The following is a 13,745-nucleotide window of genomic DNA, read 5'->3' as shown; positions in this document are numbered from 1 at the left end:
TGGCGGCGCGCGCCGCGAAGATGCACCAACAGGCATCGACGCGCGCCGCTCAGGCGCCGCGTACGACGATCACATGGACCCGGTACGGCCCATGTGCGCCAAGCACGATGGTCTGTTCGATATCGCCGGTGCGTGAAGGCCCTGAGACGAAGTTGACCGCACGCGGAAGTTCACCGCGTTCGCTGCGGATCAGCGCGAAGGCCTCTTCGTGCCCGGAGACGATGCGCGAAGCCGGCACGATCGCAATATGCGTTTCCGGCAGCAAGCCTGCCGACGCGTAGGTTTGCGCTCCGGACAACAGCACGAGGGTGCCGGTCTCCGCAGTCGCGCAGAAGCAGCCGGTGAGCCCGACCACATCGCCCTCTTCAGGTTTGCGGAATTCGACGTTCAAACCGGCTTCGCGCCATTGCAGATCTCGCAGGGTTTGCCAGGCGATTGCCTGCAGCGGCAAGGCGTGTTCAGTGAGGTAGCGATGCGCGGCTGAAGGCACCTCGTTCAGCGTTTCGACCGTATCGACCGTGGTCGCCATTTTTCGCGCTTCTTCAATGAAGCGCGTGGTCAGATCGGCCGGCATCTCCGGACGCGGCCCCTGGGGATGGCGCGCCAGATAGTCCGCAGCGGCCTCGCGCTCGGCAGCGGACGGTTCAGGCTCGCGCCCCTGCGCCGCGCGGATGCGCGCCAGAATGTTACGGCGGGCAATCGATGTATCCATATGCGAAATCCTCGTGTCGACAGCCGTGCGATATGGCGAGAATTATACCGGCCACCCTGCGCGCGGCCACCCTGGCCGAACGGCCTGGCGCCGCCTCTCAGGCACACGATCTGCGCAAGTCTGCGTGAGCTCCCGGCACAGGAATCGCACATGAGCCGCGAGGGCGCCACATTACTTCGCAGCGCTGTCTTCCTCGGGCTGAGCAATGCCGAACACCTGGCGCAAATACGCGAGATAGGCCTTGTCTTCGCACATGTTCTTGCCCGGCGAATCCGACAGTTTCGCCACCGGCTGGCCATTGCAGCGAACCATCTTGATGACGATCTGCAACGGGTTGTAGCCAAGATCGTTTGTCAGATTGGTTCCTACACCGAATGCCAGCTTGCAGCGGCCACGGAAACGCTCGTACAGTTGCAGCACCTTCGGAATGTCGAGCGCGTCGGAAAACACGAGGATCTTGGTGCGCGGATCGCAGCGGTTCGCCTCGTAGTGCTTGAGCAGGCGCTCGCCCCAATCGAACGGGTCGCCGGAATCGTGGCGCGCGCCGTCAAACAGTTTGCAGAAGTACATGTCGAAGTCGCGCAGGAACGCCTCCATGCCGTACACGTCCGACAGGGCGATACCCAGGTCGCCGCGATACTCCTTTGCCCACATTTCGAAGCCGTAGATCTGCGAGTCGCGCAGCCGCGGGCCGAGCGCCTGGCACGCCTGCAGGTATTCATGCGCCATCGTGCCGAGCGGCGTGAGGTTGTGCTTCATCGCGTAAAAGACGTTGCTGGTGCCGGCGAATTGCTCGCCCAAGCCGTCTTTCAGCGTGAGAATCACTTCTTCGTGCCACTGTTTCGAGAAGCGGCGCCGCGTGCCGTAGTCGGCGATCTTGCAGTCGGCGAATTCCGGGCGCGCGCCCAGCAGCTTGATCTTCTCGACGAGACGGCCGCGCCCTTCGCTGTAGTCGGGCTTTTGCTGGGTGTTGCGGAAATAGACCTCGTTGACGATTGCGAGCATCGGAATCTCGAACAGGATCGTGTGCAGCCACGGCCCCTTGATCTCGATGTCGATTTCGCCGTTGCCCTTCGGCGACGGCGAAATCGAAATGTATTTCTCGTTCAGATGGAACAGCGCGAGAAACTCGATGAAGTCGCCCTTGATGAAGCGCATGCGCCGCAGGTAATCGAGCTCGTCATCGGTAAAGCGCAGGTCGCACAGCTTGCGCACTTCATCGCGAATCTCGCTGATGTACGGCACGAGGTCGACATTCGGCGTGCGGCAGCGAAACCGGTATTCGACATTCGCCGCGGGAAAGTGATGCAACACCACTTGCATCATCGTGAACTTGTACAGATCGGTGTCGAGCAGCGAAGTAATAATCATGATGGTGCGAACTGGACTGCGGGAAAAACGGAAGGCTTGGCTCGACCAGACACGTCAACCCATGCGCGTGTGGCGCGCCCCGTGCGCACCGGCCTCACGCATGTTACCCGAATGCGCCGGGATTCAGCGTGCCGCCGGGCGGTCGCGCCGGACGCCATAAACTAATCACGAAAACGTATAAAAGGCATAGCCCGATGGCATATGCGGCTCTTGACGTTACGTTACAATAGCGCTTTTGGCGTTTCGCCTCCCCTGATTCCGCATGCAGGAGCTGCCTGAATGACTCACGTTGTGACCGAAAGCTGCATCAAGTGCCGCTATACCGACTGCGTCGATGTGTGCCCGGTGGACTGCTTTCGCGAAGGTCCCAACTTCCTCGCGATCGACCCCGATGAATGCATCGACTGCGCCGTGTGCGTAGCCGAGTGCCCGGTGAATGCCATCTATGCCGAAGAAGACGTGCCGGGCGACCAGCAGAACTTCATCGAGCTGAATGCCGATCTGGCGAAGAACTGGCCGAGCATCACCAAGACCAAGGCGCCGCTGCCGGAAGCCGACGAATTCAAGGACGTGAAGGAAAAGCTGGCCCTGCTCGCACGCTGAGCGGCGCGGCCCACCTGCCGCCTTGCCGGATTCGACCCAAATCGAGATGAACGCAAGGTATTGACAGGTGCCTAAGCTGCCCCTACAATTTCGCTTCTCTGCTGTTTGTTGTTCTGTTCCTCGATAGCTCAGTCGGTAGAGCGCCGGACTGTTAATCCGTAGGTCCCTGGTTCGAGCCCAGGTCGAGGAGCCAAGAATTGCAAAAGCCCGTTAACCAATACGGGCTTTTTTATGTAGATCAAGTTGTACTGCTGTTCCTCGATAGCTCAGTCGGTAGAGCGCCGGACTGTTAATCCGTAGGTCCCTGGTTCGAGCCCAGGTCGAGGAGCCAAAAAATTTGAAAGGCCCGCATTCGTGCGGGCCTTTTTGTTTTGGCTGCGCGTTTTGGCCGGACTACCTGACGCGGCTCGGCGTGGCTCGTTTCAACGCCGGATCAGGTCGCTGAGCCGGGGGAGGACCGTTTTTGTTCCAGCTGGAAAATAGCGCACGATCCAGGGCATTTGCACCGCCCCTTTGACACACATGCCGTTATACGATGCTGCCTTATCGGCGCAACACCTTAGCGGCGCAACACCTTAGCGGCGCAACACCTAAGCGGCGCAACGCCCTCTCGCGCTCAACCCCACACTCTTTCCCGGCCAGCTCATGAAACAGACCTTGTCGCGCATTGCGCTTGCAGCTACTGCCACCCTGCTGCTGTCCCCAGCACACAGCGAGGAAGTCGGCAGTGTCAATACCAACTTCCGCGTCACGGGCTCTGACCGCGTGGTCGTCGAAGCCTACGACGATCCGGTGGTCCAGGGTGTGACCTGTTACGTGTCGCGGGCGCGCACCGGCGGCGTGAAGGGCACGCTCGGCATCGCCGAAGATCCGACCGAAGCGTCGATCGCCTGCCGTCAGGTTGGCGAGCTTCATTTCACCGGACCGGTGAAGAAGCAGGCCGACGTGTTCTCCGTGAGCATGTCGCTGATCTTCAAATCGCTGCATGTGGTGCGTGTGGTCGACACGAAGCGCAACACGCTGGTGTATATGACCTATAGCGACCGGGTCGTCAGCGGCAGCGCGAAAAACAGCGTGACCGCCGTGCCGATGCCGGCCGGCACGACGATCCCGGTCAAATGATCGCCGCCTACGACAAAACCCACTACGCAAAGGCCTACGCCGCATGATTAACAGCACCTGCGACGGCCACGGCGCGCTACACTGAGCGGTCCAGCCGGCCACCGGTATGCCGGTCCACGGACTTTCACCATGACCGCCCATCGCTTCCAGGATTCCGCCCACTACTGGCGCACGCCGCTTCTGCCCGGCGCGGATCTGCTCACGGCCGAATATCACGATCACGAGTTCACACCGCATTGGCACGATGCGTACACGATTCCCGTGATCGTCGCGGGCGCCGAGGGTTATCGGTATCTGGGCTCGGACTACGTGGCCGAAGCGGGCAGCGTGCCGATCATCAATCCCGGCGAGTTGCACACGGGTTCGAAGGCTGTCGAGGCAGGCTGGCGGTATCGCGTGATGTACGCGCCCGTGCCGTTCATCCACGAACTGGCCAACGAGGTCGCCGGCAAACCCCAAGCCTTGCCGTGGTTTGCGCCGGGCGTGATCCGCGATCCCGATCTGGCGCGACGGCTGGCGCACGCGCACCGCCTGCTGGAGGCCGGCGACGATCCGCTCGCCGCCGAGGCCGCGATGCTCGACGCGCTCTCCACCCTGCTGGTCCGCTACTCGCAAACGCGCCCGCAAGCGTCGCGCCCCGCCACCGACGACGCCCGCGTCGCGGCAATGCAGGAGCACCTGACGGGCAACCTCGCCGAACCCGTCACACTGGCCGAAGTCGCGCTGGCAGCGGGACTGTCGCCCTTTCACGCGGCACGTCTTTTCACGCAGACAACCGGCTTGCCGCCGCATGCGTGGCGCAACCAGGTGCGCCTGCAACGCGCGCTCGCGCCTTTACGCGCGGGCGTTTCCGTCACGGAGGTCGCCGCGGCCAGCGGTTTCACGGATCAGAGCCATTTCACGCGCCATTTCCGGCGCATGTTCGGCGTGCCGCCAGGACGCTGGCAAGGCACCTGACGCAAAACACCAGGGGGCCGGACACCTGCAACGCTGCCGGTATTCAGGTCTGCCCGCGCAAGCGCCGTCAAATCGGCCCGAGCGGCCGAAACGCATGATCCGCCCCGCCTCACTTTCACCGCAAGAACGTACAAGCGCCACCCGACCCCGGTCGCTATGCTTCCCCAATCAAGGAGGCACGATTGACCCATTCCAACCCCGGCCAGCCCTCAAGCACAGGCCACTTAAAAGAATTCACCGCCGGCGCGCGCGACATCATCCCGATGATGGTCGGCGCGGCGCCCTTCGGCGTGATTTTCGGCACCCTGGTCGCGTCCGGCCCGCTGCATCTCTGGCACGGGCAGCTAATGTCGCTCGTCGTATTCGCCGGTTCCGCACAGTTCATCGCGCTGGGCCTGATCGCCGGCCACGCCAGTTTTGCGGTGATCTGGGCGACCACGCTCGTCGTCAACCTGCGTCACGTGCTGTACAGCGCGACGCTTGCGCCGCACGTCGCGCATCTGTCGGCACGCTGGCGCTGGGCGCTCGGCGCCCTGCTCACCGACGAAGTCTTCGCGGTCGCATGGGAACATTACCGGCATCGGGAGCCCGGCACGGTCGGCCCGCACTACTTCTTTGGCGCGGGTCTGGCCATGTATCTGAACTGGCAGCTCTGGACCATCGCCGGCCTGCTCTTCGGCGCGACCTTTCCGGGCCTGCAGTCGCTCGGACTCGACTTCGCGATGGTCGCGACCTTCATCGCGATTGTCGTGCCGCAGCTCGTCGCGTTGCGCTATATCGCGGCGGCGGCCACCGCCGGTACGCTGGCTTTCTTCTGGCAGGCGTGGCCGTACAAGCTCGGCCTGCTCGGCGCGGTATTCGCGGGCGTGGCGATCGGTGTCGTGCTGTCGGCGCCGCGATTCGGGCGAGGCGTGCGGGAAAAGCGCGAATCGTCCCAGGACGCGTCGCGCGAACAGCCGCAGGAGCGCCAGCGGGAAACGCCGCGAAAAGCCTCGCAGGAAACCCTGGAGGTATCGCGATGAACTACGTCGTTCTGATCCTCGGCATGGCCGCCATCACGTGGGTGATCCGCGCCGCGGTCTTCGTGCTCGGCGACCGGCTGGTGTTTCCGCCGCTCATGCGCACCGCGCTGGGTTTCGTCCCCGTTACCGTGCTGACCGCGATCATCGTCCCGATGGCGGTCTCGCCGCACGGCACCAGTGCCGAATTGACCTGGCGCAATCCCCAGCTGGTCGGGGCGCTGGCGGCCATCGCGGTCAGCGCGTTGACGCGGCGGCCGCTCCTGACCATCGCGGTGGGTTTGACCGTCTTTTTTGTCTGGCAAGGCGTCGTGCTTAAATAAGCGCGCCGGGCGCGGCGCTTCCAGGCGACTCATCCCTCTAAAGCCACCGCCAAAACTTCGCGAACCCTTAAGTTTCCCTTTAATCCGCCGATATGCAGTCGAGGTCCGCTCATCGGGATACCTCCGCTGGTTACGCGGCAACAGGCAGGAAGCAACCGCGCCGGCATTTGGCGTCACGTCTAACTGGGCCCGGATGCAATCGGGCGACGTGACGAGGCCGCGCGGCAGGACCAAACGGGATAACACATGGGTCAAATCACCCTCACGCTCAAAGACGAGACTATTGCGACACTGCGCAAGGATTTCGAAGCGTTTCTGCGGGTTTCGCTGAAGCTCGATCCGCAGTTCGCGACGCCGTCGTTCGAGGACTTTTTGCGCGCCAAGCTGCTCGACAACATGGTGCCGCTGACGGAGCACGCGGTTCAGCGGATGTTGCAAGGCGGTCAGTACGCATGGGCGAAACGCACACTGGACAAGGAATTTCCGGACGTCGTGGCGATTCTGATGCGGCAGGCGGGGGAATTTGGTTTCGGCTTTGCTGCCCGCTCGGAATGGACACCGGAAGAGCTCGCCAAGCACTGCCGCGACTGGGCGGCGGCGATCGTCAAGGAAGCGGAAGGCGACACCGCGCTGATCGACCCGCTCGCGGCGCAGATCAAAAGCGCGGCGCAGGACATCCAGGCACTCGAGGAAATCATGCAAACGCCGGCCTGGCGTGTGGTGGAATCGCTGCGTCAACGTGTCTACGAGGCCAAGGTGGCGTGCGAAACGAGCGTGGGCAGCACCGCGCGCGAGAAGCTCGGTGAGCTGCGTGGGCTGTTGCGCCTGGGCATTTCGCATGGCTCGTTCCAGAAGCAGGAAGCGCAGCAGATCATGGAATACCTGCGCTTGCTGAAGCCGGAGATTTTCGTCGAAGAACCGTATGACGTGTTTTCACGTCTTGCCGCATGGCTGCGCAATTTCTTTGTGCCACCGCGGCCGGTGCCGCAACAGCAACAGCAGCGGCAGTCCCGTTAAGCCCGGTAAGCCCGGGGTCAATCCCACATCTTCCTGAGCCTCGCGCCAATCTCGATCTTCGCCTGCGCCGCCGCGGCGAGCCCCGCCGCTGTCGGCGCGCACGGCACCGGCACGCGCGGCCAGGCGTAGGCATCGAACAAGGGCATCAGATGCGCCGGAATGAACCGCGTGCGCGACGCCCACACATGACGGTCGCCCATATGGGTCTGGTTGTGCACGTAAAAGCGCTGCGGCACGACGATATGCAGGTCTTCCTTCGCGCGCGTCATGGCCACGTATAGCAGACGGCGCTCCTCGTCGATGTCCTCTTCGCTGCCGGTGCCGAGATCGGACGGAATACAACCGTCGACGCCATTCAGCACGAACACGTTGCGCCACTCCTGCCCCTTCGCCGAATGAATCGTGGAGAGGATCAGGTAGTCCTCGTCGATCAGCGGCACGCCGGATTCGTCGCTGGTGGCGTCAGGCGGATCGAGCGTCAATTCGGTCAGGAAACGCTCGCGCGACGCGTACGTGCCCGCGATGCTTTCCATCTGCAACACGTCCGCGTGACGGATCGACGCGTCCTCGTGATTGCGTTCGAGATGCGGCTCGTACCAGCGCCGCACCATTTCGAACTCGGCCGGCCACGGCGTCTGCCGCCCATATACGCTCGACATCAGCTTGACGAACGGATGCCAGTCTTCCCGCGTGCGAGCCGGCGGCGCAAAGGCGGCCAGCGCGCCGCCGGCGCTATGCGTGAAATCGGCCGGATTGCCGGCGCCCACCCGGGCCACGACCTCGTCCAGCACCTTCGCGGCGGTGGCGGGACCGACGCCCGGCAGCAACTGCACGACCCGGAAGCCCGCGACACGATCGCGTGGATTCTCCGCCCAGCGCAGCACGGCGAGCACGTCCTTGACATGCACCGAGTCGAGAAACTTCAGGCCGCCGAACTTCACGAACGGAATATTGCGCCGGGTCAGTTCGATCTCGAGCGCCGCGCTGTGATGCGCGGCCCGAAACAGCACCGCCTGCGACTTGAGCTTCATGCCCTGCTCGCGCGCTTCGAGCACCTGTTCGACGATGTAGCGCGCCTGATCCGCTTCGTCGGCGACCGTCACCAGACGCGGGCGCTGCGCCGAGGCCTTGTCGGTCCACAGATTCTTTGTGTAGCGTTCGCTGGCCAGCTCGATCACGGCATTCGACGCCGCCAGAATCGGCCCGGTCGAGCGGTAATTGCGCTCTAGCGTGATCTGCTTTGCGGGTGGATCGAAGTGCGCCGGGAAGTCGAGAATGTTGCGCACGGTCGCGCCGCGAAACGAATAGATCGATTGGGCGTCGTCGCCGACCACGGTCAGGCCGCGGCCATCGGGTTTCAGCGCGAACAGGATCGACGCCTGCAGGCGATTGGTGTCCTGGTATTCGTCGACCAGCACGTGATCGAAGCGCGCCGACAGATCGGCCGCGATTGCCGGCTCGGCAGCCATATGCGACCAGTAGAGCAGCAGGTCGTCGTAGTCGAGCACGCTCTGCTTCTGCTTGGCTTCGACGTACGCGGCGAACAGCCTGCGCAGATCGGCTTCCCACTCGCTGCACCAGGGAAACGCGCTGCCGAGCACGTCGGCGAGCGACGCGCCCGTGTTCACCACGCGCGAGTAGATCGCAAAGCACGTGCCCTTGGCCGGAAAGCGCCGCTCTTTCGCCGACAAACCGAGCTCGTGGCGCACCAGATTCATCAGGTCGGCGGAATCTTCACGGTCGTTGATCGTGAAGGCGGGCGCGAGGCCGATCAGATCGGCGTATTCGCGCAGGAGCCGCGCGCCGACGCTATGGAAGGTGCCGGACCACGTCAGCCCTTGCGCCAGCGCGGCTCGCGTACCGAGCGCCGCACCGGCAATGCGCGTGACGCGGCGGGTCATTTCGAGCGCGGCGCGGCGCGAAAAGGTCAGCAACAGGATGCGGCGCGGATCGGCGCCCTTCACCACCAGATTGGCGACCCGGTGCGCCAGGGTATTGGTCTTGCCGGAGCCGGCCCCTGCTATCACCAGTAACGCGCCCGGCGGCGCGCCGGCGCTGTCGGCACCGTATTCGACGGCTTCGCGCTGTGCGTCGTTGAGTTTGGCCAGCCACTCGGCCGCGTCGAAATGGGTAGCGGAAGCGGACGGTGGCGGCGGGGATTCGGCGACGGAGAGCACGTTGGATTCGGGCCTGAGATGGAGTGGATGCGGCGACGCATACTGTATATCCATACAACCCGCGGAGACAAGCGGCCCTTTTTTCCATGCCGCACACGAAAAATGGCCCGGAGCGCAGTTGCGGCCCGGGCCATTTTTATCCGGTGCGACGGCCAGACTCGCCATCACACCCGTTGCGCCAAGGGCGGCTTAGTGTTTGACGTCGGCGCCGTTGTCCTGATCGGCGGCCTGGCCTTGCATGTTCATCTTCATTTCGTTGTTGGCTGCCTGCTTGTCAGCCTTCTGGTTGATCTTGGCGTCGTGCACCTGCTCCTTGTATTGCGACTTGGCAGCCTTTTGCTGCTGCTTCAACTCTGTCCTGGACGCCTTCTTCGACGCCTTGTATTCGGCATTGACCTGCGCATTGGCCTCGCGCTTCTGGACCAGCGGATCGGCCGAGCCCGATGCCGTCAGACGCGTCGGTGCCGGCGTGACCGGCTGCACACCCTGCGCGGCCGGCGCTGCGGGCGCGGCATCGGCGCCTTGGGTCTGGATCTGTGCCTGGCCGTTCATCCCCGCGGCCGGTTGCGCGGTCTGCGCGAAAGCGGCGGTAGCAGCAAAAGCAGTCAGGGCGGTACCGATCAGGAGCGTACGAATCTGAGTCATGGCTAAATCCTCTCTAAAATTGTTGTGACGCGGGCGTCGTATCCGGTGCGGCACATTGACAGCGCTTCATGCCTGCTTCATGCCTACCTCGCCCGGTCTATTCGCTGCAAGAAAAATCCAGCAGGCTTTCCTACAGACCCGCACTTTACGAGTGAAGTTCGTTATGTACGACCCCTGTTACGGAACGTTTCATTTTCTGACAACTGCATAACATCTGCTTGCAATTGCCTGTGCGACGCCCGGTATCACGCGAGCTTTCGCTCAGAGCAAGCTTCTGGCTTATCATGCGAACCCTTTGCCTGAAGGCGCAAACGCCATGCCCAACCTCGATTTCACACTGACCGGCGACTACGTCGAATTGCACAATCTGCTGAAGATAACGGGGCTTGCCGACAGTGGCGGGTCAGCCAAAATGATGGTCGCGGACGGCGCGGTGACCGTCGACGGCCGGGTCGAAACACGTAAGACCTGCAAGATCCGCGCGGGCCAGGTCGTGCTGCTCGGCGATACGCGAATCGCGGTGCACGAAGCTTGACGCACCTCGTCTGAAAACGAGTCCGAGAACTCGGAAGGCCGCACGCACCAAAATCGTGCCTCCTCCATCGACATCCCCGTGCTGAAGCAATAAGCTGTCAGTTTCGACAGACAAACAATCGGCTGACAGCCGCCCTACGCCCGCGGTGAGCCGCCCCGTCCGCCCTCCGCCGGCGGCACACAGGCCGCGGGAGTCGCGTGATCCGCGCGGCTTACGCCTGCCGCCACGCTGTCGCCTCTTCCGCGTCCAGGCGCCCCATGACTCAATCCGGCTTCACCCGGGTGGCCGCCCGGCCGCCGACGCTGTCCCGCCACGCCGCCGATACCGCCCGGCTCGCGGCTCCGCTCGCCATCGCACAACTGGCGCAAATGGCGATGGGCGTCACCGACACGATCCTGCTCGGCTCGCTCGGCCCCGACGCGCTTGCCGCCGGCGGCCTCGGCGCCAACCTGTTCTTCGTCGTGGTCACCTTGCTGCAGGGCGTGCTCACCTCCGTCAGCGTGAGCGTGTCGCATGCGCGCGGCGCGCAGGACGAAGGCCGCGTGCCGCATATCTACTGGACCGGCTTCTTGCTGTCGGTTCTGCTGTCGGTGCCCGCGTTCTTCCTGCTGTCGTTCGCCACGCCGATCCTGCTGGCGTTCGGCGAACCCGCACTGCTCGCGCACAACGTCGGCGAATACGCGGCGGTCCTGCGCTGGGGCTCGCTCGGCAGCCTGATCGGCGTGGGCTTGATGCGCTCGTTCCTGCCGGCCATTGGTGCGGCGAAGCGCCTCCTGTGGGTGTCGATCGTCAGCGTGTTCGTCAACGGGTTCCTCAACTACGGGCTGATTCACGGCGTCTACGGCTTGCCGCGCCTCGGCTTTCTCGGTTCGGCGGCGGCTACCTCGATCACCGTCTGGCTGAGCGCGCTCGTGCTGATGGCCCTGTTGCATCTGCGGCCACGCTATAAACATTTTGTCGTCGCAACGCGGCCGAACGTGCCGTTGATGGGCGAACTGTTCGGCATCGGCTGGCCGGTCGCGATCACCTACGGCGTCGAATCCACCCTGTTCCTCGCCACCGGCCTGATGGTCGGCCTGCTCGGCGAGTCGCAACTGGCCGCGCATCAGATCGCGTTGAACGTCGCCTCGGTGGCCTTCATGGTGCCGCTCGCGATTGGACAGGCAGCCAATGTCCGGGTCGGCTACTGGTCCGGCGCCGGGCAGCCGCTCGCCGCGCGCCACGCGGGTTTCGTCGCGCTCGCGCTCGGCGTCGGCTTCATGACGCTGTCGGGCATCGTGCTGATCGCCGCACCGCACTGGATCGTCGGCTTGTACCTGCATCTCGACGATCCGGCCAATGCGGCCACGGTCACCCTGGCGAGTTCGCTGCTTGGTGTCGCCGCGATCTTCCAGATCGTCGACGGCATGCAGACGGTCGGCTCAGGCTGCCTGCGCGGCCTGAAGGACACGCGCGTGCCGATGATCGCCGCGACCTTCGGCTACTGGGTGATCGGCTTTCCGACCGGTTACGTGCTGGCCTTTCACTTCGGAATGGGCGCACGCGGTTTGTGGTGGGGGCTCGCCGCCGGCCTCGCAAGCGTTGCGCTGCTGATGACGCTGCGCTTTCACAAGCTGAGCTTGCGGCGCGTGCCGGTCACTCCCGGCACGCCGCCCGCCACGTCGGCCTGACGTCCTGACGCCCTGACGCTCGCCTGGGCCAGGCAACACAACGCACCCCGGATGGTTGCACGCGCAACCATCGTTTCCCGGCAAACGGGCTGCGAACGGTAAAATGCGTGCGTTGGCAAAACTGCGCGCACCCGCGTAATGCCACTCGCGCGCCTCACGAAGACCCGCGCCGCCCGGCGGCCCGACACCGGCCGTCGGGGCCTGCCGCTCCTTGCGAGCGGCACCCCGAGCATGCACCGCACCTTGCCGCATGCCGTTCGACCGACCTCCAATTCTCGCTATAAAACATAACCAGGGACCACCCGTCATGCTTGCCCGCGTCACCCGTTTATTCCCGCTCTGGGCCGTGCTTGTTTCGTTTGCCGCGTACTTTTCACCGGCCTCGTTCACCAGTATTGCGCCGCATGTCACCACGCTGCTGACGATCATCATGCTGGCCATGGGCGTCACACTGTCAGTGGCCGATTTCCAGCGCGTCTTCACGCGGCCCGCGCCCGTGGTCGCCGGCATCGTGCTGCACTACCTCGTGATGCCGCTCGCCGCATGGGTGATCGCCAAGGCACTGCGCATGCCTCCTGATCTGACTGCCGGCATGGTGCTGGTGGGTAGCGTGGCAAGCGGCACGGCGTCGAACGTCATGATCTATCTGGCGCGCGGCGACGTGGCGTTGTCGGTGACAATCAGCGCGTTGTCGACGCTGGTCGGCGTGTTCGCGACGCCGCTGCTCACACGCCTTTATGTGGACGCATCGATTGCCGTCGACGTGCACGGCATGTTGATGAGCATCCTGCAGATCGTCGCCTTGCCGATCGTGGTGGGGCTCGTGGTCAACCAGCTGTTCAACAAGGCCGTGCGCAAGATCGAACCGATTCTGCCGCTGATCTCGATGGTTGCGATTGTGCTGATCATCGGCGCGGTGGTGGGTGGCACGCAGAAGAGCATCGCGTCGGTGGGCCTCGTGGTGATGCTGGGCGTGGTGTTGCACAACGGCATCGGTTTGCTCGGCGGTTACTGGGGTGGCCGTCTGCTCGGCTTCGACGAAGCCGTCTGCCGCACGCTCGCTATCGAAGTGGGCATGCAAAACTCGGGGCTCGCGGCAACGCTCGGCAAGCTGTATTTCACGCCGATCGCGGCGTTGCCGGGCGCGTTGTTTTCCGTCTGGCATAACCTGTCGGGCTCGCTGCTCGCGGGTTATTGGGCGGGCCGCCCCGCGAAAGGGTCGACGCACCCTGATGGCGAGCGCGCGTTGAACGCCGAGCGCGGGTAATCACCCGCCAAAGACCGGCAAGTCACAACCCGGCGATCGCGAGGCACTACGTGTCGCCGGCCTTCTTTGCTCTGTCCGCGGTATCTGTCTTCACGTTCGCCGCGTGCGGACAGATACCGACAGATACCGACAAATACCAATCCGCAGACAAACAGACCAGGCCCCAACCCCACGCCCCGGTCAAACCGAAGAACAAAGCTCGCCCGCCTGATTCCCCTTAGAATGCATTTCTCGACAGCGCGATCAAGCCACACGCGCTGCCGCCAGGAGAGGCCTGCAAACGGGAGAAACAGCGTGCCGTGGCATCAAGACGAGAATCAGACCGCA

At 63.8% G+C, this 13,745-nt stretch carries 13 protein-coding genes and 2 tRNA genes; 11 read left to right on the top strand and 4 right to left on the bottom strand.

The genetic code is table 11. The features are described 5' to 3' along the window. Positions 1 to 49: 49 nt before the first annotated feature. Both BCY88_RS10435 and pncB read right to left on the bottom strand, forming a co-directional pair. On the bottom strand, positions 50 to 712 hold the full coding sequence (locus BCY88_RS10435; RefSeq protein WP_120344182.1) for a LutC/YkgG family protein: 663 nt from the start codon (positions 710 to 712) through the stop codon (positions 50 to 52). Between the two features lie 171 nt (positions 713 to 883). Further along, positions 884 to 2,083 carry a nicotinate phosphoribosyltransferase gene (gene pncB, locus BCY88_RS10430; RefSeq protein ID WP_120344181.1) on the bottom strand — a complete coding sequence of 400 codons (1,200 nt, stop codon included), beginning with the start codon at positions 2,081 to 2,083 and terminating at the stop codon, positions 884 to 886. A gap of 279 nt (positions 2,084 to 2,362) precedes the next feature. Between pncB and fdxA the strand changes: the two genes are divergently transcribed. The 8 genes from fdxA to BCY88_RS10385 all read left to right on the top strand — a co-directional run bounded on the left by fdxA (position 2,363) and on the right by BCY88_RS10385 (position 7,124). Next, complete coding sequence (gene fdxA / locus BCY88_RS10420; protein WP_020069367.1) at positions 2,363 to 2,686, top strand: ferredoxin FdxA; 324 nt, start codon at positions 2,363 to 2,365, stop codon at positions 2,684 to 2,686. Positions 2,687 to 2,803: 117 nt separating this feature from the next. After that, positions 2,804 to 2,879 (top strand) — tRNA-Asn (locus BCY88_RS10415). A gap of 62 nt (positions 2,880 to 2,941) precedes the next feature. Further along, positions 2,942 to 3,017: transfer RNA gene (locus BCY88_RS10410), tRNA-Asn, on the top strand. A 314-nt stretch (positions 3,018 to 3,331) separates the two neighbouring features. Beyond that, entirely contained in the window at positions 3,332 to 3,808 is a 477-nt protein-coding gene (locus BCY88_RS10405) for a CreA family protein (protein WP_120344180.1), read from the top strand. Between the two features lie 129 nt (positions 3,809 to 3,937). After that, positions 3,938 to 4,765: a helix-turn-helix transcriptional regulator gene (locus tag BCY88_RS10400; protein WP_120344179.1), complete on the top strand. Its 828-nt coding sequence runs from the start codon at positions 3,938 to 3,940 to the stop codon at positions 4,763 to 4,765. Between the two features lie 182 nt (positions 4,766 to 4,947). Next, positions 4,948 to 5,787, top strand: a complete 840-nt coding sequence (locus tag BCY88_RS10395; protein WP_259461363.1) for an AzlC family ABC transporter permease — start codon at positions 4,948 to 4,950, stop codon at positions 5,785 to 5,787. Then, entirely contained in the window at positions 5,784 to 6,107 is a 324-nt protein-coding gene (locus BCY88_RS10390) for an AzlD domain-containing protein (RefSeq protein ID WP_120344178.1), read from the top strand. The genes BCY88_RS10395 and BCY88_RS10390 overlap by 4 nt, the downstream gene beginning before the upstream one ends. 246 nt (positions 6,108 to 6,353) lie before the next feature. After that, a complete protein-coding gene (locus BCY88_RS10385; protein WP_120344177.1) occupies positions 6,354 to 7,124 on the top strand; it encodes a DUF4088 family protein in 771 nt (256 codons plus the stop codon). Between the two features lie 17 nt (positions 7,125 to 7,141). Here BCY88_RS10385 and BCY88_RS10380 read toward each other — a convergent pair whose 3' ends face one another. Together BCY88_RS10380 and BCY88_RS10375 are read right to left on the bottom strand one after the other, a co-directional pair. Beyond that, positions 7,142 to 9,355, bottom strand: a complete 2,214-nt coding sequence (locus BCY88_RS10380) for an ATP-dependent helicase (protein ID WP_120344176.1) — start codon at positions 9,353 to 9,355, stop codon at positions 7,142 to 7,144. A gap of 135 nt (positions 9,356 to 9,490) precedes the next feature. Next, positions 9,491 to 9,946 carry a hypothetical protein gene (locus tag BCY88_RS10375; protein WP_120344175.1) on the bottom strand — a complete coding sequence of 152 codons (456 nt, stop codon included), beginning with the start codon at positions 9,944 to 9,946 and terminating at the stop codon, positions 9,491 to 9,493. Between the two features lie 316 nt (positions 9,947 to 10,262). On the opposite strand from BCY88_RS10375, the gene BCY88_RS10370 reads away from it, so the two are divergent. From BCY88_RS10370 to panS, 3 genes are all read left to right on the top strand, one after another. Beyond that, the gene (locus BCY88_RS10370; RefSeq protein WP_011489423.1) at positions 10,263 to 10,481 is read left to right on the top strand and encodes an RNA-binding S4 domain-containing protein; all 219 of its coding nucleotides are present in this window, start codon (positions 10,263 to 10,265) and stop codon (positions 10,479 to 10,481) included. 257 nt (positions 10,482 to 10,738) lie between these two features. Next, positions 10,739 to 12,151: an MATE family efflux transporter gene (locus BCY88_RS10365; protein WP_120344174.1), complete on the top strand. Its 1,413-nt coding sequence runs from the start codon at positions 10,739 to 10,741 to the stop codon at positions 12,149 to 12,151. A gap of 307 nt (positions 12,152 to 12,458) precedes the next feature. Next, positions 12,459 to 13,418: a ketopantoate/pantoate/pantothenate transporter PanS gene (gene panS / locus BCY88_RS10360; protein WP_120344173.1), complete on the top strand. Its 960-nt coding sequence runs from the start codon at positions 12,459 to 12,461 to the stop codon at positions 13,416 to 13,418. The last annotated feature ends 327 nt before the right edge of the window (positions 13,419 to 13,745 follow it).

The organism is Paraburkholderia fungorum (assembly GCF_003610895.1).
In the GTDB taxonomy this organism is placed as follows: Bacteria; Pseudomonadota; Gammaproteobacteria; order Burkholderiales; family Burkholderiaceae; genus Paraburkholderia; species Paraburkholderia fungorum_B.
This window is presented reverse-complemented; position numbering and strand designations above follow the sequence as displayed.